At 64.8% G+C, this 19375-nt stretch carries 13 protein-coding genes; 4 read left to right on the forward strand and 9 right to left on the reverse strand.

Features of this window, described 5'->3' with window-relative positions:
- Position 1 precedes the first annotated feature (1 nt).
- Both APY03_RS40915 and APY03_RS35080 read left to right on the forward strand, forming a co-directional pair.
- Entirely contained in the window at positions 2-1504 is a 1503-nt protein-coding gene (locus APY03_RS40915; RefSeq protein WP_083944780.1) for an FAD/NAD(P)-binding protein, read from the forward strand.
- Positions 1482-2759 (forward strand): alpha/beta fold hydrolase, encoded by a 1278-nt coding sequence (locus APY03_RS35080; RefSeq protein WP_162487237.1) that lies wholly within the window; start codon positions 1482-1484, stop codon positions 2757-2759. The genes APY03_RS40915 and APY03_RS35080 overlap by 23 nt, the downstream gene beginning before the upstream one ends.
- Positions 2760-3149: 390 nt before the next feature.
- Here the strand turns inward: APY03_RS35080 and APY03_RS35085 are convergent, their stop codons facing one another.
- The gene (locus tag APY03_RS35085) at positions 3150-3344 is read right to left on the reverse strand and encodes a heavy-metal-associated domain-containing protein (protein WP_068684698.1); all 195 of its coding nucleotides are present in this window, start codon (positions 3342-3344) and stop codon (positions 3150-3152) included.
- A gap of 93 nt (positions 3345-3437) precedes the next feature.
- Here APY03_RS35085 and APY03_RS35090 point away from each other — a divergent pair, with 93 nt between their 5' ends.
- Positions 3438-4907, forward strand: coding sequence for an MFS transporter (locus APY03_RS35090; RefSeq protein WP_068684700.1), 1470 nt, complete (start codon positions 3438-3440; stop codon positions 4905-4907).
- Between the two features lie 333 nt (positions 4908-5240).
- On the opposite strand, the gene APY03_RS35095 is transcribed toward APY03_RS35090, so the two are convergent.
- From APY03_RS35095 to APY03_RS42075, 5 genes are all read right to left on the reverse strand, one after another.
- Positions 5241-5636, reverse strand: coding sequence for a hypothetical protein (locus APY03_RS35095; protein WP_068684702.1), 396 nt, complete (start codon positions 5634-5636; stop codon positions 5241-5243).
- A 2-nt stretch (positions 5637-5638) separates the two neighbouring features.
- Complete coding sequence (locus tag APY03_RS35100) at positions 5639-6490, reverse strand: hypothetical protein (protein WP_068684704.1); 852 nt, start codon at positions 6488-6490, stop codon at positions 5639-5641.
- Between the two features lie 58 nt (positions 6491-6548).
- A complete protein-coding gene (locus APY03_RS35105; protein ID WP_068684706.1) occupies positions 6549-12605 on the reverse strand; it encodes a strawberry notch C-terminal domain-containing protein in 6057 nt (2018 codons plus the stop codon).
- A 162-nt stretch (positions 12606-12767) separates the two neighbouring features.
- Positions 12768-13532, reverse strand: coding sequence for a hypothetical protein (locus APY03_RS35110; protein ID WP_068684708.1), 765 nt, complete (start codon positions 13530-13532; stop codon positions 12768-12770).
- A gap of 115 nt (positions 13533-13647) precedes the next feature.
- A complete protein-coding gene (locus APY03_RS42075; RefSeq protein ID WP_068684710.1) occupies positions 13648-15015 on the reverse strand; it encodes a YqaJ viral recombinase family protein in 1368 nt (455 codons plus the stop codon).
- A 303-nt stretch (positions 15016-15318) separates the two neighbouring features.
- On the opposite strand from APY03_RS42075, the gene APY03_RS40925 reads away from it, so the two are divergent.
- Positions 15319-16755 (forward strand): sensor histidine kinase, encoded by a 1437-nt coding sequence (locus tag APY03_RS40925; RefSeq protein ID WP_068684712.1) that lies wholly within the window; start codon positions 15319-15321, stop codon positions 16753-16755.
- 203 nt (positions 16756-16958) lie between these two features.
- Here APY03_RS40925 and icmT read toward each other — a convergent pair whose 3' ends face one another.
- The 3 genes from icmT to APY03_RS35135 are packed head-to-tail and all read right to left on the reverse strand — an operon-like array spanning position 16959 to position 19370.
- Positions 16959-17273 carry an IcmT/TraK family protein gene (gene icmT, locus APY03_RS35125; protein ID WP_068684714.1) on the reverse strand — a complete coding sequence of 105 codons (315 nt, stop codon included), beginning with the start codon at positions 17271-17273 and terminating at the stop codon, positions 16959-16961.
- Entirely contained in the window at positions 17270-18556 is a 1287-nt protein-coding gene (locus APY03_RS35130) for an ATPase, T2SS/T4P/T4SS family (RefSeq protein ID WP_068684716.1), read from the reverse strand. The genes icmT and APY03_RS35130 overlap by 4 nt, the downstream gene beginning before the upstream one ends.
- Before the next feature lie 7 nt (positions 18557-18563).
- Positions 18564-19370, reverse strand: a complete 807-nt coding sequence (locus APY03_RS35135; RefSeq protein WP_083944785.1) for a type IV secretory system conjugative DNA transfer family protein — start codon at positions 19368-19370, stop codon at positions 18564-18566.
- Positions 19371-19375: the final 5 nt, after the last annotated feature.

Raw genomic sequence — 19375 nt, forward strand, 5'->3', positions numbered from 1 at the left:
CGTGACGGAACAGCATTGCCAGCCAAGCAGCTCCAGGCGGCCACGGCTGATAGTCGTCGGCGGAGGCTTTAGCGCGGCATCCCTTGTGGTCCAACTCCTGCGCTGCGCGCGCCTTTCGGTAGAAATCGTCATCGTCGAGTCGCGTGCGAACGTCGGCTGCGGCTTAGCCTACTCGGCGACGGACAGCGACTATCGCCTCAATGCGCCGCTCGACGTTCACTGGATCGATCCCAATAGGCCTCTTGAACTGCGTCATTGGTTTGAGGAGCGCGGCATTCTCGAAGCAGATCCTGCATGCATGACCAGCAATGGGCTAGTATTCCTGCGGCGGTCGGATCTAGGCAAGTATTTAACCGACACGATCGATGGCGCCTCCAGAGCTGCACCAGCGGGCTCCTCGATCCGCCACGTTCGTGACACAGCGACGTCCGTTGCACTCGATCGGGGCGTCTATCAGGTGCAATGCGCCAAGGGCGGGATCATCGACGGCGAGATGCTGGTCATCGCCACGGGCAATCCGGTGCCAGCCTTGCGAACGCCCTTCAGCCCCGCACATGAGGTCAATCCACGCATCATTGGAAATCCCCTAGAGCCCGGTTGCCTCGACCACATCCCGAAGTCGGCTCGTGTGCTGGTCGTCGGAAGTGGGTTGACCGCATTGGACATCGCGTCCACGTTTGTCCGCCGCCAGCACATGGGGGGGATCCTGGTGGTCTCGCGTCGAGGTTATCGGCCGAGCTCTCAATCGCCTGAGAGCCTGAGGCTTCCGCCGAAGCCGGTAGAACTGGGTACAGCAATCCCCCCTTTCATTGAAGGCGAACCTGCAACGATTGCCGCCTGGACTCGAGCACTGCGCAAGCAAATCAGGCGCGACGTGGCCGAAGGCAAAACCTGGTTTGCGGCGTTCGACTCGGTTCGGGACGTCGTGTGGAAGCTCTGGCCCCGACTGTCGACGCGCGAGAAGCTCAAGTTCCTCAATAGGCTGCGCGTCTTCTATGACGTGCACCGGTTTCGCACGCCCCCGATGAACGAAGAACTGGTGGCGACTGCGGAACGAGGAGGCGACGTACGCTATGCAGCGGCGGCGCTTCTCGGTGTTGAGGCGTCACCCAGCCATGTGAACGTGCTGCTCTCGGAAGGATCCGGAGGACAAAGCAAGTGGCATCAATTCGACTTCGTCGTCAACTGCACGGGCTTGGATGCGGGATCAGCCTGGCGAAGAAACGCCCTGCTGCGCTCGCTGCTAGAGCAAGGACTGCTGCGGCTTCATCCCACAGGGATTGGGTTCGACGTATCCGAGCAGTGCGAGGCGTTCGATTCGCGCGGTGTGCCGCAACCAACACTTCGCGTGATCGGCCCGCCCACCGCTGGCGCCTTCGGTGACCCGGTTGCCATTCCTTTCATCGCCAACCAGGTGCAAAGGATCCTGCCGGACCTGTTGCGTACCCTGGATTCCCTCCACCACTTCAATGACGAAACCTATGAACCAACATCAATTGACTGAAAAGTACATTACCGCCGGCGGCTTCAAAACCCGCTACCTCGAAGGAGGAAGCGTCGATGGCGTTCCGGTAGTTCTCTTGCACGACGGCGGCTGGGGCGCTCGCGCTGAGACGACGTGGGGTGGCGTTGCGCCCATCCTGCTCGAGGCCGGTTATCGCCTCCTCGTGCCAGACCTGCTAGGTTTCGGCGGAACTGAGAAGGCGTACTTTTTCGATAAATCTCCGGTCGCATTCCGAATGAAGCACGTAGCCGACTTCTGTGCTGCGGTGGGTTGCTCAAGCGCCCATTTCGTCGGCACGTCGTTCGGAGGCACTTTGCTGATGAGAGCGTTGGCCGCAAAGCCATGCCCCTGGCCGGTTGCGAGCGCATGCAGCATCGCTGGGACTGGAGGACCTTGGCGGGTCCCCGAAGCGATGGGCAAGTTGGCTGACTTCGATGGCTCCGTGGACTCGATCGCCAGGCTGGTATCGATGATCGCAGAACCGGGATATCCAGGGTTTGACTCCGAAACGTACATCAAGGAACGGCATGCCAGCGCACTAGTGCCGGGCCACTATGCTGCACTTTCCGCTGCACGGTTGCAGGCCCCGTGGGAGCAAAGTGCGCAATCCGCGCAGGCGGACGCGTATCCCGGTTCGCTGCAGGGCTGCGAAATCCCGTTAATGCTGATCGAACCGGAGCAGGATCCCACTTGCCAACCAGGATGGCCGTCGAAGATCAAGGAAGTTCTGCCGGAAGCGGAAGTGCAAACAATTTCAGGGCGGCACTCTCCGAACGTCGACAGGCCCGAACTTGTTGCCAGGATGTTGCTTGGCTGGCTGGATCGCGTCGGTTCACGCAAGGCGGAAGGAAGCGTGAAGAGGTTGCATGGCCAGGGTAAGGCCCTAACCGAGACAATCGTCTCCCTTCTCAAGGATGCCGAGTTCAGGACACTGGGGCTGCGCGATTACTTCGAATACCGCGACTTGGGAGTTAGTGAGGCGACGGAAGGCCGGTTCGTGGCGCGTGTTGTTCGCGCACATGCAGGGCTTCCGGTCACAGCAAGCTGGCATGTGCACTATGCAGATTTCCGTTTGCTTTACGTACTGAAGGGATGGCTGAAGTTCCACTACAAGGACCGTGGCACGTTTCAGCTCAGCGCCGGTGACGCCATCTTCCAGGCACCGGATCCACATGCGGAGCTGGAGCACTCTGAAGACGTCGAGGTCCTTGAGGTTGCGTCTCCTGCAGATTTCTCCACGGATGACGTCTCATGAGTTCCGCCTACGCTCACCCTTTTAATAAACACGGACTGAACACTACCCATCTCCACGGCTCCCTGCATCGAACAGGACGTTGGAGCCAACGGACACAGCGATCACCCAGGTCTGACTACGCGTGGAGCGGGCCGTGGTCCTCTTCAGCGCTCCTCGATTCCCGGACAAAGTGGCCAGGGCACGTAGCCTGCCGACAATCGGCACCCTAGCTAAGGCTGCTTTGCGCCCGTGACTGCTTCTGGGCCGACTGTAGCCGGTCACGGCCCAGGATCTTTGGGCTCAAAGCGGACGTCAATGCACGCCGGCGGACCTCGCGCGGCGTCAGTACTTGCCAACTGCAATTCGCGGTGCTGCCACCGACGGCGCGTCCGAACTTCGACGCGCTTCTCTTCAAGGCGCTGGCGGGTAGCCGGCGGCGGAGAGCGCGGCGGCGAACTTCTCGCGCGGCTCGGCGGACTCGACCGTCACGCGCTTGCTCTTCGGATCCGTTTCAACACGCGCTTGGGGGTCCACCGTCGCGCAGACCCGGAGGATGCCACGGGCGCAGCCGCCGCAGCTCATGGCCGGGATGTTCATTTCGATCATCTGAGGCTCCTTTCATGTGGATGAGAGCATTCTGATCCTTACCATGGTGTCAAGGTTGAACATTGGAGCCTGGAAGCATCAAGAGGAACTCCCATGAGAGATTCGACGGATCCGACAACGCGACCGGGCTCTGGCCTCGCTCTACTCGTCATCGCCGCGGCGCAGCTGATGCTGGTGCTAGACGATTCGATCGCCAACATCGCTCTTCCCAGCATCCAGCGCCAGTTCGAGGTGTCCTCCTCGGCTCTGCCGTGGGTGGTCAACGCCTACGTCCTCGCCTTTGGCGGACTCCTCCTCCTTGGCGGGCGCGTGGGCGACTTGTTTGGCAGACTGAGGACGTTCCGTTCCGGCCTGTGCCTCTTCACCCTCGCGTCCCTCGCCGGCGGCTTCGCCTGGAATATGGAGTCGCTCATTGCCGCGCGCGCGCTCCAAGGCGTGGGCGCCGCCCTCGCGGCCCCCAACGGACTCGCGCTGATCGCCACCAACTTCCCAACGGGCCCGGCCAGGAACACGGCGATGGCGGTCTACGGCGCCATGTCGGCCCTGGGCATCACTGCGGGCGTACTGCTCGGGGGCGTGCTCACGGGCATGCTGAGCTGGCGGTGGGTGTTCTTTATCAATGCGCCGATTGGGCTCGCTGTCCTCCTCGGCAGCCGCGCCCTGCTCGAAGGAGAACGCGGCCGCGGCAAGCTTGGCCTGTTCGGGGCAGTTGTCGGCACAGGCGCGATGATGGCTTTGGCCTATGGCGTCACGCACGCGGGCGAAGGCGGCTGGGCAGACCCCACCACTCTGATTTGGTTGGGGGCAGCGGCCGTCCTGCTCGCCATGTTCGTGACCATCCAGGCACGCAGTTCCGATCCCATGCTGCCGCTTACCTTGCTCGCTGAGCGCAACAGAGCCGGTTCCTACGGGGCGATGCTGCTCTTCGGGGCAGGGATGATGGGCACCTATTACCTGCTCACGCTGTACCTGCAGCAGGTGCTCGGCTTCGGCCCGGCCCGGGCAGGCATCGCTGCCCTCCCGTTCGCCATCGGCATCGTCTTCGGAGCTGGCCTGAGCTCCAAACTCGTGGAGAAACTCGCCCCCCGAGTTGTCGCGGTTCCCGGCCTGCTGATCGGCGCCGCGGGCATGCTGTGGCTGTCACAGCTGTCGATGGACTCGAGCTATTTCGCGGACGTGATGCCCGGTGTCTTTGCGGTCTCGTCGGGCCTGGGCGTCACCGCCATCGCCACCACCCTCACGGCGGTCCATGGCGTGCCCAAGGAGCGCGCGGGAGTGGCTTCTGCAGTAGTCAACATGGCGCAGCAGATCGGCTCGGCCTTGGGAATCGCCGCGATGACGGCGATCTCAACGTCCGTCGCTGGAGCGAAGATGCCACAGGCGGCCACCCGGCTGGCAGGCCCAGACCACGCCACGGCCGCTCAGGCGGCCGAGGCTCTCGCCTCCGGCTACTCTGCCGCCTTCATGGCCGGGTCGGCGTTGCTGCTGATCGCGGCCATCGTCGTGGGTTGGGCGGTGAACACGCGCGAGGTGCAGAAGACTGCGGTTGCAATGGGCCACTAGACTATCCTTGGACGCGAGTGACTTTGTGTGTTCGCGGATGTCCGCTTGGGCCGTTTCCGGCTGTGGCGGCATTCTGCGCCGCCCGCCTCTGATGCGGAGTCACTCCGTTACCCCCGCGAGGCAATCCCTCCTGGCTCCCTCCCTGCGAGACCAGCAAAGTTGAGTGGCGCGTTGGACGAGGGCCTTCGTTGCCTTGGCAACGTCCAGCAACGCAAAAGGCAAAGTCCCGTGAGGGTCCGCAGTCGCTTCGGCTCCTAGTGACGGGCGCCTTGGTCGCCACTCCGATTGCGTTTGCGACGTGCCGAGCGCCGGGCGGAAGTCCACGCCGGCAGCCTACCCGCCGCCCGGACGGTCGCGCTCATCAGCCTCCTCGGCAGACGGGCTGATGAACGGCATCTCCTCGATCTCACCGGCGACCAGGCGCTTGTAGAAGATGCCTGCATAGGACATGGCGCCGACGCACTTGTTCACCTCATCGATCGGAAATCGCCCGGTGACCACGACCAAGTTGTCGGCCCATTCCCCGCAGCCGCCCTCGCGCAGTTTCCTGCTGGTATCGGCGTACCAGGCGGCGACGCGCTCCGGCGCCCCGTGCTTATGCAGGGTGCCTTCGGCTGTGTCGATCGCCAGGGAGATCTGATCCAACGGCCGAAGCACTGGCTCCAGGTCGTCGCTCAAAGGCCGCTTGGCATGCAGCACGTACTGGCCGCAGTTGAGCCGGTACTCCAAGATCAGCCTCGCGGGGCGGGTTGTTCGTTCTCCTCCTGCGCAGCAGAGATGGCGGCTTCGACGGCCTGGAAGGCAGCCTCGGGCCCGACGCGTGCGACCAGGTACTGGATCTGCGTGTCGACGCCGTCGTTGTTCACGTCCGAGGCCTTCATCGAGATCAGGTCCATGTCCTCCTCACGCGGCCGAGTCGAGACGCTCCGCGCGGCAGCGAAGTGCACGGCTTCGTCGAGCGTCTCCGCATCGAGCTGCGCGTCCTTCATCATCCTGGTCAGGAAGCCCGAGATCTCGTCGTTGCTCACGTAAGTCCAGCACTCGATGTAAGCACCCTGGGGCGGCAGGTCGGGATCGTCTCGCGAGATGTTCACCTTCGCATTCGCATCGACCTCGAGCTCGCCTTCCTTCTGCCCCGCCATGGCGTACTCCCGGAAGACGCTGCGCTCGACCGCAGTCGCAGGCACCGGCCGCTTCATCGAGACAAACCCGCTGACCGCAACTTTCTTCAGCGTGAACGCCTCGATGTCTTCGTAGTAGCTGGAATGCGGCTCCTCCCCAGCTGCCAGCCGGCGAGAGAAGCTCTCCTGGAACTCCTTCGCCCATTGCGCATACTGCTCATAGCGCCCGCGCGAGTCGCCGGCGGGAACCAGCTGCTCGCGCGCGATGGTCTCGGCGATATCGATCAGCGGCTCGACGAGCACCGCGGGCATGCTGTCCTTGGGAGACGCGGCCGCGAGTCCCTTCGCGAAGGCCTTTTGCACCACCGCGCGCCATTCGGCGACGGAAGGGGCGGAGCCGGACAGAGATGCCAGGAGCTCGTCGCACTCGGCGGGAGACAGTTCGATTGCTTGAAGGGTCATGATCGTCAGAATGGTTCGGGTGGTGTTGCCGCCGCGAACGGTTCGCGGCGGCAGTGGCTCAGGCCGCCGCGCGCTCGGCGTTCGACTCGTCGTTGGCGGCAGGCACCTCGGCTTCCGCACCCTCCTCGGCAGGTGCTTCCTGTTCGAGGTGGGGCACCACTGGCGCGCCGGCAGCCGCAGCAGCGATCTGCTGGCGAACCTGGGCGCGCCGTTGCGCGGTCTCTTCTCGGATCTGGGCGAAGTACTCCCGCCCGACTTCCTTGGCGAGGGCGCGCTGCTGCATGCCCTTGGCGTAGATCTCCAGACCGGTGCCGTGCACCAGCAGGCTCAGCGCGCGGTCGAGCATCGCCGGCTTGGTCGGGTCGAAGCCAAGCTTCACCGCAACGTAGCCTTGAGGGATGCCGGTCGCCGAGCCTGCCGTTGCTTCGTCGCCGAGCGCAACGCGACCGTTCAGGCCTGCCGCAGCACGTCCGGTACCGAGACGTCCGTTGCGCGACAGGACGCCCAGGGTGACGTTCAGCGGGTCGCGCGCTGCGGTCGCGCGCTCGCCGAGAGCTTCCTTGCGCATCTTCACCTGCTCGCCGCGCATCAGGCGCAGCGCGCGGCGCGCGTCCCGGGCCTTGGTCAACAGCATCAGCCCCTTGTCGTTGATCATGATCCCGTAGGGCTTGTTCGACGACAGGAACTCGGTCTCCAGCTGCAGGCCGTTCACGCCCTGTGCCTCCACCAGCTTCTTCACGAACGGCTTGATCTGTCCGCCCCAGACCCGCATCGGCATGAACTGGGCGCCCACGTGGCTCATGGTGGCCGGCAGGAGCACGCCGCGCTGGCGCATGCCCTTGTCGTCCGTGTAGATGATCGAGCGGCCGACGCGCGATTTCACCGACCAGTCGTAGGCCATGTACATGTTGCCGCCCAGCACGTAGCCGGAGCGACGATGCTGGCCGACGGGCGCCAGGTCGAACTCGTCGCGGGTCCAGCTGATGCGCGGGTTGGCTTCACCGAGCACGTTCGCGAAGCGCCAGCCCTGCTCCGTGCCTCGCTGGTAGTTGACCGGGCGCAGGCGCGAGTAGGCGTTGGTCATCAGCGTGCCGGCGACCTCGCCTTTCTTCACGTCGCCGCGGACTTCGGAGAGCAGCGCCCGCAGCGAATACTCCACGGGGCGCTCTTCGCCCGGGAACACGACCGCGATCTTCCACTTGTGCGGCAGGATCAGCTCGCGCACCTCGGTCGGAAGCTTCATGTTCACGATCACGCCGGTCTTGGCCTGCTGATAGACGACGCCATTGCTGTCGACCTTCGCGTCTTCCTGGAAGATCCCGCCCGGCACCAGCCCGGCAACGTGGTTCTTGAGCCAATCGGCGCGCAGGTGCGCGCGCTGCGCGGGCGGGTTGGTAAGGACCGCCTCATTCGTGTCGGTCAACCCCGCGGCCACGGCTGCCATCTTGACGATGGCCTGCATGCCCGAGTTCAGCTTGGCCACGACATCCTGCTTCCACGAGGCCTTGCCGTTCTCATCCAGCTCGAAATGGCCACCCTCCGCGGCAAGCAGCTCGCCACTGACGGTCGCGGCAGCCACGCAGGCAGTCCATGACATCGGCTTCAGGTCGACGTTGTAGGCGATCTTCTTGATGTAGACCGGGCGGTCGAAGGCGGAGAGCAAGTCGTCCTGGTCCGACGCGGCACCATCGGGCTGGCCGCCGGCGGCGAGCGCGCTCACGTCCATCGTGGTGTCGCCAGTCGGGGCCGGTGCTGCGTCCGTGGCAGGCTCGCCTGCCTCCGCCGTCGTCAGGGCTTCGTTGATCAGGGCCTCGACCATGTTCTCGCGCTCGCCCGAGGTGTCGCCGAAGAAGACGCCCGAGAACTCCTCCTTCGCGCGCCAGTCGAACTCGCGGGTCTTGAGCGGGTTCGTGCCCAGGAGCTCGTGGCGGTTGAAGCTCTCGTCGAACCGGTTGAAGAGCTGGTCGTACACCTGGCGCTGCTCGGCCACCTTCAGCAGCGGCAAGCGCATCAGGAACATGTTCACCGCGGCGACGCCCGTGATCTCCAGGAAGTTCTCCGGCAACGCCAGCTTCTTGGCCACGAGCGGCTCATCCTGCACGTAGCTGCGCACAGCCTCCAGGCCGATGGAGTTGAACAGGTCCGGCACGTCCTTGATGAGCATCGCGTTCTCGCGGCTCGAGCGGACGTTCGCGCTCATCTTCTCCAGCTTGCGGTTCTGCATCATCACGTAGCGCAGCTCACCGTAGATGCCGGTCGTGCAGGTCTCCACCAGCGGGAAGGTGACCTGGTCGTAGCGGTTCACGCGCCCGATCAGCTGGATGCGGTCGGTCACGTTCTCCGGAATCTGGTGCTCGAGCAGCACGCGGCGCGATCGGTCCAGGAACTGAGGAGAGGCGTGCATCGACGCGCCGGTCGCGGCCGAGCGGTTGATCAGCAGCGCCTGGATCTCGCCGTTATTGAAGGCGCGCTTGACGGCGTTGACCGCGCGCTTGCTGCGCAGGCGCGGGGTGACCTTCCACATGGGAGCGCCGTCCAGCCGGTCGGTGGTCGGGACCGTCGCGGTCGAAACGGGGTTTCCCGCGGCCTGGCCATCCGCTGGTTCCGCGGCCGAAGCGGGCATACGTTCCAGCGAGAACGAGCGACCGGTAATCTCGCCCACGGTGATGCCCGCGTCGCGCAGCTTCTGCTCGATCACATCGAAGGCTGAAACCGGCAGCTCGGGGATCGCATTGATCAAGCGCTCCAGCTCAGCAACCCCGTCCCTGAAGTGCTGACGGTCCGCATCGGTCATATCGGGCAGGTCCAGAATCGAGACCGTGCGGCGGCCCGAGATAACCTTCTTGCCGCGCTCGCCGGCTTCGCCACCTTCGCCTGGCGCGGTGTCAGCAGGCGCGGCGGCCGCGAGGGCCTCGTCGAGGCTCACCGCGTCTTCTTCTGCCGCGGCCTGCTCGCCCTCAGTTTGACGCTGCAGGTTGCGCAGGATCCGCGCTTCGCGTTGTGCGGCGACCATTTCGGCGGTCGGGGCGGTTTGGGCGCCCTCCTCTGCGTCTTCGCCTTCGGCGTTCAGTTCCGCTGCGGCGCGGGCGGCGGCGTCGGCCAGGGCCGGTGCTTCCTCCGGCTCGTCGGGCACATCCTCTTCGGTGATCTCGCGCTGCACCACCGTCGTGAGGCGCGGCATCAGCACGGCACGCACGGCGTCGCGAATGGTCGGCATCTTGATCGCGGACGGCAGCCCACCGGCGGTGCGCGGCGCAGCGCCGTTGGCTTCGGCCTGCACGTCGGCCTCGAGCATGAGCATGCGGGTCAGCGCCTCATTCGTCGCTTCCGAGACGATGACCGGCTTCAGGCCGGCGCGAATGTGCTCGATGGCCCGGTCGGCGACCTGGTCGGCGTTGAGCGCGCCCTGCACGGCCTTCATGACCTGGTACAGCACCGAGCCAGTACCGAAGCTCGAGCTCATGATGTTGGCGCGAGCAACAGGTGTCTCGGCGGCAGCGTTGGTCTGGTCGACCATCGCGGCGCGAGCTTCCTTGGCCTTGCGCAGAACGCTCACCGCCTCGCGGTTGCCGCGCATGAAGATCTGCGACATATCGCCGGCCAGGTAGGTGGCGGCCCCCAGCGCTTCGGCCACGGCATCGCTCACGCGCTCGTTGTGCGCGCGGCGTTCCTCGACCGTGTAGACGCTCACGTCCAGCTTGGAGAGGTCGTGCTCGCGACGGATGAGCGCACCTTCGGACGCCAGCATCGAGCTGAGCACTTCCGAGAACGACTCGCCACCCTTCTTGATCGCGGCGGCCAGGGAGGCCACGTTCACGCTGTCCGGCAGCGCGCGCTGGTAGATGTGCAGGTTGTCTTCCGTCTTGCTCCAGGTCGCCGAGGCGTACTGCACGCCCTTCGCAAGCCGCGCCATCTCGGCAATGTGGCTGGCGATCTGGCTGTCGGAGCCCGCGGCCACGTGGGCCTCGTCGAAGATGATGAGCGCGTTGCCGAGCTGGTTCTTCACCCACTGCGCCTTGTCGCTCTCGGCGCCGGCGATCTGCGAGTAGGTCAGGAAGCAGGTGTTGAGGCCCGCCTCCTCCAGCTTCATGCCGCCGTCGACCATGGCCTTCGTGCGTGCAGACGCGAACCCCTGGGCCAGCACCAGCGGCGGCTCGCCGGGGCCTGGCTCCCAGGTGATCTCGCCGTCGGTGTTCATGACCATCGGGCGGACTCGGTCCCACTCCCCGATCGCCTTCAGGTCGCGCGCGAGGTCGGAGAAGAGGTTCGCCTTGTCGGTGACGAAGAAGACCGGCTGGTTGCGACGAAGCGCCCAGGCCATCATGGCGGCCAGCTGGCGGCCCTTGCCGATCCCGGTCTCGTCGGCCAGGATGCTGGCGTAGCCTTCGAGCTGGCGCACCACCATCATGGCGATGCCGTCCACCTGCTCTGGCGACAGGCGCTTCGCCAATGCGTTCTCGCCCCAGCCGAGCTCGCGGGTCACGAGCTCGTCGATCTGGCCGTAGAGCGATTCGATCCGGGTCATCGTCGCCTGCAGGGGGGCCTGCATGTTCGACGGCACCATCGTGCGGGCCTCGCCCACCCGGGAGAAGGCAATGTACGGACGCTGTACGCGGCCTTCAAGCGCCGCGCGCTCGACATCGACGCCTTGTGCCTGGGCGTCCAGGACCTCAGCGCGGGCCATCGCTTCATCGACCGTGGTCTTCAGGTCGTCCCACGAGGAGATGACCGGCAGGGTCGTGATCGGCGTCGGCAGGTCCACGCGGCGGTTGACCACCGACACGACGCGCAGGCCCGGGTTGTTGTCCGGCACGCCGGCCTTGCGCGACAGGATCGGTGCGGTCTCGAAGGCGCTCTGGATCTGGTAGCGCTCGTTGACCATCTGCAGGAAGTTGCGCGAGGCGACCGAGAGTTCGCCCGGCACCGCGTCGGCGGCCAGCACGATCACGGCGCGGCCGCCCTCCTTGAGCGAGCGCAGCGAGTTGATCGCCAGCATGTAGTCCGTGCGGCGGCCATCGGCGCCGAGCACCGGGTCCGCATTGATGAACATCGCATCGGCGCCGACCTCGCGGCCAGGCGAGAACTCGCCGTCCTGCCACTCGGTGCTGGCGCGCAGGTTGACGACGCTCGAGAGCGCCGACATGTCCTTCGTACCACGGTAGGCGCGCACGTTGGTGCCCTCGGGCAGGAACGCGAAGCTCGCGCCGTCGAAGGCGTTCGGCACAACAACGGTCAGGCCTTCGGTGTCGCCCAGCAGGCGCTGGCTGGCCACCGAGATCGGGGCAGGCATCGTGCCGGTACCGCGCAGCCGGCCGCGGTACGGTGGGAGCATGTCCGTCAGGCGGGCCGACTCGCCATAAGCGTCCTGGGCCACCTCGAAGCCGTCGCGCAGATAGCGCAGGAGCGCGGTCTCGATTGCGGCGTGCACTTCGTCGTGCTGCTCGGTCGTGAAGGACACCGGCTGATCGGCGCTGACGGTGCCGTGCAGGGCCTGCAGGAAGCGGTCCATGTCCTCGGTATGCTGGACTTCGCCGAGCACCATCGAGCGCACGAAGCCATCGGCGCACTGGACCATCGAGAGCGTGCGGAACTCGTCCGTCGCGTCCTTCGGCAGGCGCAGGAAGACGTGCGGCTGGCTCGACTCTGATTCGTCGACGCGCAGCTCTGCGCCCTGCCCCGTCACCTTGACGACGTAGCGCGATCCTGCGGCTTCGAACACCCGCTCGCCGTCGGAGTTGCGTCCCAGCAGGACAGCGTTGTTGATGTCGATCGCTGCGGCGCGCTCTTCCTTGCTGGCCGGACGCTCGTCGGGCTTGCGCGCGGTCTGCAGGTTGAGCATGTAGCTCTCCGGCGCCATCTCGCGCACGGCCGCGTTCGGGAACACGGGGCGGAAGTCGGAGGGCTTCGGACGCTCGCCGGCCTTCACACGGCGAACGAGGTATTTGCGCGCGCCACCCGCATGGAAGCCGAGCTGCTGGATTGCCTTGTTCCAGGCGGGATTGAGGTAGGACAGGCCCGTGACGAACAGGTGCAGATGGGGATCGCCGCCCACCTCGATCGTTGCAATCTTCAGACGCGCACCAGACGCATCGTTCAGGTCAATCCACTTTGGCATCGCGCCCTACTCTCAGAAAAAGGTGCGCACCCACTGGGCTGCCCGGGAATCGGGGCCCAGGGGTGCGGCTGGTTCAGGGATGACTCAAGGAGAAACCGGATTCGTTCGGAATCCGAAGGTCACTGGCGGTCCCGTCAATCCGCCAGCTTCCTTCCCGGCTTCTCAGCCGCGGGGAGCAGCAGCAGCGGCCGCTTCGTTCAGGTCGATGCCGTCGTTTTGCTGTTCGTGGTCGTCGGGGGCCTGGCTGGACGTATGCGCTTGCGCGTCCTTGTCCTTGTAGTAGCTCTCCAGGCCAGCGGCGGTCCACACGGCGATGTTGTTGATCTCTTCCCAGTCCAGGCGGTCCTGGCCCTGGAAGCGCACGGTCTTCGCCTTGGGCAGGCCGGCGGGCTTGCCTTCACCGTCCACGAGGATCTGGCCGTCCTCACCGGCATAGATCGGGGCGAACTTCATGTTGTTCGCCGCGCCTTCAGGCTTCACGCTGATGAACGAGCGATCACGGTCGAACGGCTCGCCGTTGCCGATGCGGTCGCCGGCGCGAACGTGGCTCACGTAGATGTCGACCGGGCCGTCGCCGTGCGACAGGGCGTTCGCAGCCAGCAGGCCGATCACGGTGCGGCCGAGTTGCTGGTCCAGGCGGATCTTCACGCTCTCGCCATCGGTCAGGCGCACAGTGGCGATCGGGTACACGACGGCGGGCTGGCCCACCGGCTCGTACTTGTCGGTGCCCACCTTCACGCTCACGACGCTACCCGACAACTGGCGGGCCAGCTCGTGTTGGCCTTGCGGGTTCTTGTAGAGGAAGCCGGGAACCTTCAGTTCCGGATTCTTCTCCACCTCGGCCGCCGACAGGTGCTTGTTGGTCCGCTCGACCAGCGAGATGAAGGTGAGGGATTGGCGGTTGGTGTTTGCCTTGACGATAGCCATTTGTTCAGCTCCTAAAAATGAGAACAAAGATGAGACCGCACACGTTTTTGATGTTCGCGAGGCTTGTGCGGCCTCATCTTTGGCCACGCGAACACGTCTGGGGATGGAGCGCGCCCTATCCGCGCGGCGACTCCGCCATCGGTTCCTCCGCGAACTGGTCCGCGGCTTGCTCGTCTGCGACAGCCTGGGGCGGTGCGACCAGCGGGAAGTGGGTGTCGATGTAGCGCTCCATCTCTTCCTTGATGGGCTTGTCGATCTTGAAGACGTGCTGCTCGGCCATGTAGGCCTCGAGGTCGATGCCGAATGACTCTGCGTGCTCGGCGAGCTTGTCTGCGTCGATCTTGTCGGCCTTGAACTGCTTGAGGTCCACGTCCAGCGACTTCAGGTGGCGCGCCATGGCGGCCGAGTCGTAGCCGTCCTTCTTGGTGACCATCGCGAGCTGCTCGGGCTTCAGTTCTGCCTGGAGCTTCTCGGTGTCGATCTTGAGGTTCGCGGTGAGCGCGCCAGCGCCGGGCAGCACGATCTTGCAGCCGTCGAGCTTGCGGCCGTCGAGGCCCACCAGCAGTTCGGCCCGCAGTTCCTGGGCACGGGCATCGGCGGCCTTGGAAAGAGCGGAGACATTGGCCAGGCGCTCGGCCAGGTCGACGTGCTTGGCAACGAAGCCTTCCGAGTCGGTGAGGACCGGCGTGCGCACGTACGGCGGCACCTGCTTCGTCATGACGCAGTTCCAGGCCCAATTGCCGGCCTCGCGCACCAGGTGCTTGAGTTCCTCGCCGACCTCGACCACGTCGTCCTTCAGGCGCCAGCCGGCCCAGTCGAACTGGCTCAGCATCAGGCCATGGATCTCGACGCCGTTCTCCTCGCAGAGGATCGCGCCCTGTGCGAGCTGGCAGCCGTACTGGAAGTGGATCTCGTCGTCCTCTTCGATCTTGCTGGGAGCCTTGTAGTCGATGAGCCAGCGCGACATGGGGCGCTCGGCGGCCATCGGGCGGGTCGCGGCCAGCACCTTCGAAGGCAGCATGGCCACCTCGTCCGGGCTGTAGCGCATCCACGGCAGCGAGCCTTGGGCCTTCGACAGGATGCCGAACGCCTCCAGATCGCGGTGGGCGCCGTACTTCTTGTAGAACTTGCGCGAATGAGGCTCTTCGTTCTCGTGACCGCGGGTCATGTGCTCGTTGGTCTCGTCGGGAACCTTGCGCATCAGCTTGCCCAGCACGATGTCGTGGGCGCTGGCCATGTGATCGGCGCGAACGCCGTGCTGGTTGCGCACCAGGACGCCGATCTCCGAGCCCCCGAAGCCGTTCAGGCGGATCGCGTGCCAGATGGCCTGCTCGCCATGGAGCTCGACCACACGGCCGATCCACTGACGGGCGTCCGAGAGTTCAATCAGGTCGCGCTGCGGGAGCGCGTCTACGAGCGACCACACCTTCTTGGTGATCTCTGCCTTGTCGTCGGCGGTCAGCTGGCGGTCCAGTTCTTCCATCTCGTTCGCATCCTCAATCGGTTCGCAATCCTTCGAACTTCGGCGCTTCTGCGCTTCCGGATTGCTTTAAGTGTTCGTGAGGATACGTCGCTGCGAGCTTTTTCTATTTTTTGTTTTTGTTTTGCTTTGATGCAACAGAACGCCTGCCGATGTACTGATTTGGTAAACACGATCTTGGCTGTGGCCGCTCCAACCGCGACGCGTGTACGAAATGGCGTTTCGGCCTACGATCGAGTCCGTCGTGTTCGACGATCGTTAGCGCACTGGCAATTGCAGGTGCCTCGCGTTCGACCTACTTTTCCGATGTCAGAAGTCCCAGACGTCCACCGCTGCGCCGAACGGCCCATCATCGCGACGGTCACCGCGCCCGGCCGGCAGGAGGTCGCCGGCGACACCGAAACAGGGTCGGCTGTCCCTCGCAGCGACTTCATCAGGCAGAGCTTGATGAACCGCTACGTCTGGGAGTCAAGGCGCCGCATGCCTGCTGGATTGCTCATATGCTTCGCTATGGCGGCGATGGCCGTGGGGGCGGGGATCCCATACTGGCAGGCGCTCCTGTGGCTTGGTTTGGTCCTCCTCGGCAACGGCGTGCGATTTGCTGCCGAGAGGAAGTGCTCCCGTTCGCTGCTCGAAGCTTCAGCGCAGACGCGCACCGAGTACCTGAAGCGCTTCGCGCCGATATACCCGTTTGTCGCGACGGTATGGGGCTGCTCCACGCTGCTCTTCTTCGGTCGAACGAGCTCACTGCACCAATTCGCCTCCTGGTTCTTGGTGGCGAGAATGTTGTACGCGCCTATGCCGACCTTTTCGCTGATCCCGATCATCTTTCGGCTCTACGCAAGCTTCTTTTTCGTTTCGACCCTCCTCTGTATCAGCTACCTGGTCTGGGGAGATTCATCGAGGACCGCTCTGCTTTGGGTCATTCCAGTGGGTCTAGCGCAGTTGATCTTGACGCTGCGCGTCTCGCGCGACACACACCGAGCCCAAGCTGAGCAGTACGGCTTGATCTTCGACTTGGCAGCCCAGAAGCATGCCGCCGACGACAAGGTGAAATCGAAGAATCGTTCGTTCGCCGCTGCCGCTCACGACATGCGGCAGCCTGTGATCGCCTTGTCGCTTTACGCGGAGCACCTCGAGTCCCACCCAGAAAGCCATGTAGAAGTCGGACCGAAGATCGCGCGCGCCTCGGCCGCGGTCAGCAAGCTGTTCAATTCGCTCTTTGATCTTGCGCACTTCGACACGTGCGAGGTCAAGCTGTCTGTCGAGCCCGTGCGGATCTCTGAAGTGATCGCAGGCCTGGTGGAGACTCAGAAGCAAGAGGCGGAGGCAGCCGGGATCGAGCTGCGCGTGCGTGTCAAAGACGCCCTCCTCCAAACCGATCCTACGCGCCTACGGCGGATGATCGCAAACGTCATTTCCAATTCGATCAGGTACAGCAAGCCGGGCACCAAGATCCTGCTCGCGTCGCGAGTCCACCGAGGCAAGCTGCGCGTGGAAGTCTGGGACCAGGGCATTGGGATCGCGCCGGCCAATTTGCCGCACGTCTTTTCGGAGTTCTACCGGGTCGAGAGCTCCGCGAGCCTCGCACCGGAAGGAATGGGGATAGGACTGTCCATGGTGGCGCGCTTGGCCGACGCGCTGAACACCAAGATCACCATCACCTCCGTCGAGGGCCGCGGCACGCGCGTCACGATGGATATCAGTGATGTCGACCCGGATGCCGCCAGGCGCCGCCATTGACCTGACCTTGGGTTGATCGAAGCTGGCTTGCCTGGGGATTGTTTCGATCATTGTTTCGCTGCGCAACAATGAGCGCAACAATCCCGGCCCGGCTCGGCCCCAAGAAAAGGCCGCCGACTCGTTCAAAGTCGGAGGCCAAGCGACGCTCTCCCGGCCGTGAGCCGGTTTGCGCCGAGGGGAGAGACTTGCAGGGAGGCGAGGGGCTACTTCTTGCCCCACTCGCGGAAATCGATGTCGGCCAGTTGCTGGTCGAACGTGAATCGCTGGCGGTAGAACCGCGGCCTGGCGGCGATGACGCCCGAGCGCATCTTGCTGCGCAGACGCCGCAGTGCCCAGAGGATCGTCCGGTTCTTGTACGAGGCGTATCCGAAGACCGCGCAAACGGCGAAGGCGATCGCGAGGGTCCACCAAGAGAAATAGAAGAGCGCCAGCACCATCGGTGCGCCGGCCTGCGGCGGCAGCGGCGTGCCGGGGATGCGGTAGGACTTGCCGGTGCGCGGCCAGTAGCTGCTGCTCATGCTGCCTCCGCTTCTACGATGGCTTCGTTCTTCGGCGCTGCGTTCTGTGTGGCCACCGGGAGCTCGGTCGGCAACGAAGTCACCACCGGTCCAGCGTTCGGGTTGAAGCCCCGGTGCGCGCAGTATTCGTTGGCCTCACCGCGCGTCATGGACGACACCTCGACGAAGCTCTCGTAGCTGATGAGCCCGTCGGCGAGCGCCGCGAAGGCCTTCGACTCAAAATCGTTGCCGCGCTTGGCGACGAGCTTGCGCACCTCGCTGCCCCATTGGTGCGTCGGCAAGTCTTCGATGCTGCGCTTCACCTCCCGGTCGAAGACACACCAGGACCGGAAGGCGATCACCTTTCCGTCGAGCCGGCGGGCGAGCTTCTGGGCGATGACCAGGCGGGCCTGCTCGATGAACTCGTTGGCGACACGAGCATGCTCCACCGGTGGAAAGAGCTGCAGCGTCCGGGAGAGCGCGCGGTCTGGCGTCTCCGTGTGCATCGTGGCGTATGCGGCGTGGCCGGTGGCGCCCAGCTCGAAGCCGGCGCGGGCGCTGTCCATGTCTCGGATCTCGCCCATCTGAATGACCTGGCCCTTTCGGCGCATGGCGTTCGGGCCAACCATGTCCATCGAACGCAGCTGCGCGCCCATGCCCACCTCGGTCTGGGTGGGCTCGGGCATGAAACCTTCGGCGTAACCCTTCAGGAGGTATTCGACCGGCTGCTCGTAGGTCAGGATGTGCACCGGGTCGTCCCGACGCTCCTCGAGGCGGTACCGGTGCGCAGCCGCCAGCAGCGTCGACTTGCCCGAGCCGGTGGTCCCGACGATCAGCACCATGCCGTAGCGAGGGAACAGGTTGTCCATCAGCTCCGGCTCGAGCCCGAGCTGCGCGCAGGTCGGGATCTGCTGCGGCATCGCGCGCAGAGTGATGTTCACCCCCGAGGGCGTGTTGCCCACCGAGCAGCCTGTGGCGTTCAAGCGGAAGGAGACCACCTTGTCCCGGGAGATCACCGCATCCACTCGGGAGTCGATCGCGTTGGCCGCGCCGATCTCGGTCTGTCCGCTCTCGTTGAAGAGCAGTGCCAGGATGGTGTTCACCTCGGAGTCGTCCAGGCGGCGATCGGTGACCGGCTGCCACATGCGGTTCACCTCGGCCCACACGTAGTCGGTCGAGGAGAACTTGATGTCCGAGACGCCCAGGTCGTAGACGTTGGACAGAAACTCATTGAGGTCCTGGCGCCGGATGTTGCCGATCGGCAAATGGAAGCGAGGGATCGCCTTTTCTGCTGCGTCGAGCACGTCGCGCCTATTCCAGTGGCTTCCAGCGGCTCGAATCCTCGAAACCTGCCTGGCGCGTAATGCGGAACATCGTGTTGCCTACCGAGATCGTGTTCGGGTTCTCGTGGTCGACCATGGTCTGCGCGCTGGCGACGACCGGGATGGTGACCATGCCGCGCTTCCACAGATCGTAGAAGAGGCGCATGCCGAAGTAGGTCTTCTCCAGGTTGGCGACATTCAGGTCGAAGATCTGCTGCGCCTGCGCGCGGCCAGTGGCGACGGCTTGGGCCACTTCCTTCTTCCAGAACGCCTGCTCGGCGCTGTCGCGCGGCAGAAGGCTCTTGACGGCGGACATGTCCGCAGCGTCTTCGTTCGGCAGGCCCAGCAGCAGCCAGTCGCGCCAGGTCGGAGCTATCGCCACGAAGCGCGCGGGCTCCTCGATCTTGTAGATGGCACCTGAGACGCGCATCGTAGTCGCCTCGAGCGAGATCGCGTCGTGGCTTTCCATGATGACGGGAGGCAGCACGCCCGGCCCCATCATCAGGCCGCCGAAGTCGAAGCGCTTGTCGAGCTCACGGTCGCGTTTGGCAACTTCGGCCGCAATCTCGCGCGAGCGCTGGAGCAAGCCCAGGCGCGTGCCTAGGCCGAATGCCGTCTCGCGCAGCGCAGTCTCGCGCACCATACTCAGCCGGCTCTCCGACTCGGTAGCTCCCTGCGCGTTCATGAGCGAATCGATCGAGAGCGATTGGGTCTGCGCCGAAGCCGCTTGCGCGGCGGCGAGCGCCAGCGCCATCACGGCGAAAGTAATCCGCAGGGAGGGAGTCGTCCTGGTCATGAGGT

The sequence above is a fragment of the Variovorax sp. WDL1 genome, from assembly GCF_001541225.1.
Classification (GTDB): domain Bacteria; phylum Pseudomonadota; class Gammaproteobacteria; order Burkholderiales; family Burkholderiaceae_C; genus Variovorax.

Excerpts from the sequence above, each read along its gene's own strand:
- APY03_RS35080 (WP_162487237.1), top strand. The coding sequence starts at position 1,482 with ATGAACCAACATCAATTGACTGAAAAGTACATTACCGCCGGCGGCTTC.
- APY03_RS35100 (WP_068684704.1), bottom strand. The coding sequence starts at position 6,490 with ATGACCCTTCAAGCAATCGAACTGTCTCCCGCCGAGTGCGACGAGCTC.
- icmT (WP_068684714.1), bottom strand. The coding sequence starts at position 17,273 with ATGAGCAGCAGCTACTGGCCGCGCACCGGCAAGTCCTACCGCATCCCC.
- APY03_RS35090 (WP_068684700.1), top strand. The coding sequence starts at position 3,438 with ATGAGAGATTCGACGGATCCGACAACGCGACCGGGCTCTGGCCTCGCT.
- APY03_RS35110 (WP_068684708.1), bottom strand. The coding sequence starts at position 13,532 with ATGGCTATCGTCAAGGCAAACACCAACCGCCAATCCCTCACCTTCATC.
- APY03_RS42075 (WP_068684710.1), bottom strand. The coding sequence starts at position 15,015 with ATGGAAGAACTGGACCGCCAGCTGACCGCCGACGACAAGGCAGAGATC.
- APY03_RS35085 (WP_068684698.1), bottom strand. The coding sequence starts at position 3,344 with ATGATCGAAATGAACATCCCGGCCATGAGCTGCGGCGGCTGCGCCCGT.
- APY03_RS40925 (WP_068684712.1), top strand. The coding sequence starts at position 15,319 with ATGTCAGAAGTCCCAGACGTCCACCGCTGCGCCGAACGGCCCATCATC.
- APY03_RS35135 (WP_083944785.1), bottom strand. The coding sequence starts at position 19,370 with ATGACCAGGACGACTCCCTCCCTGCGGATTACTTTCGCCGTGATGGCG.
- APY03_RS35105 (WP_068684706.1), bottom strand. The coding sequence starts at position 12,605 with ATGCCAAAGTGGATTGACCTGAACGATGCGTCTGGTGCGCGTCTGAAG.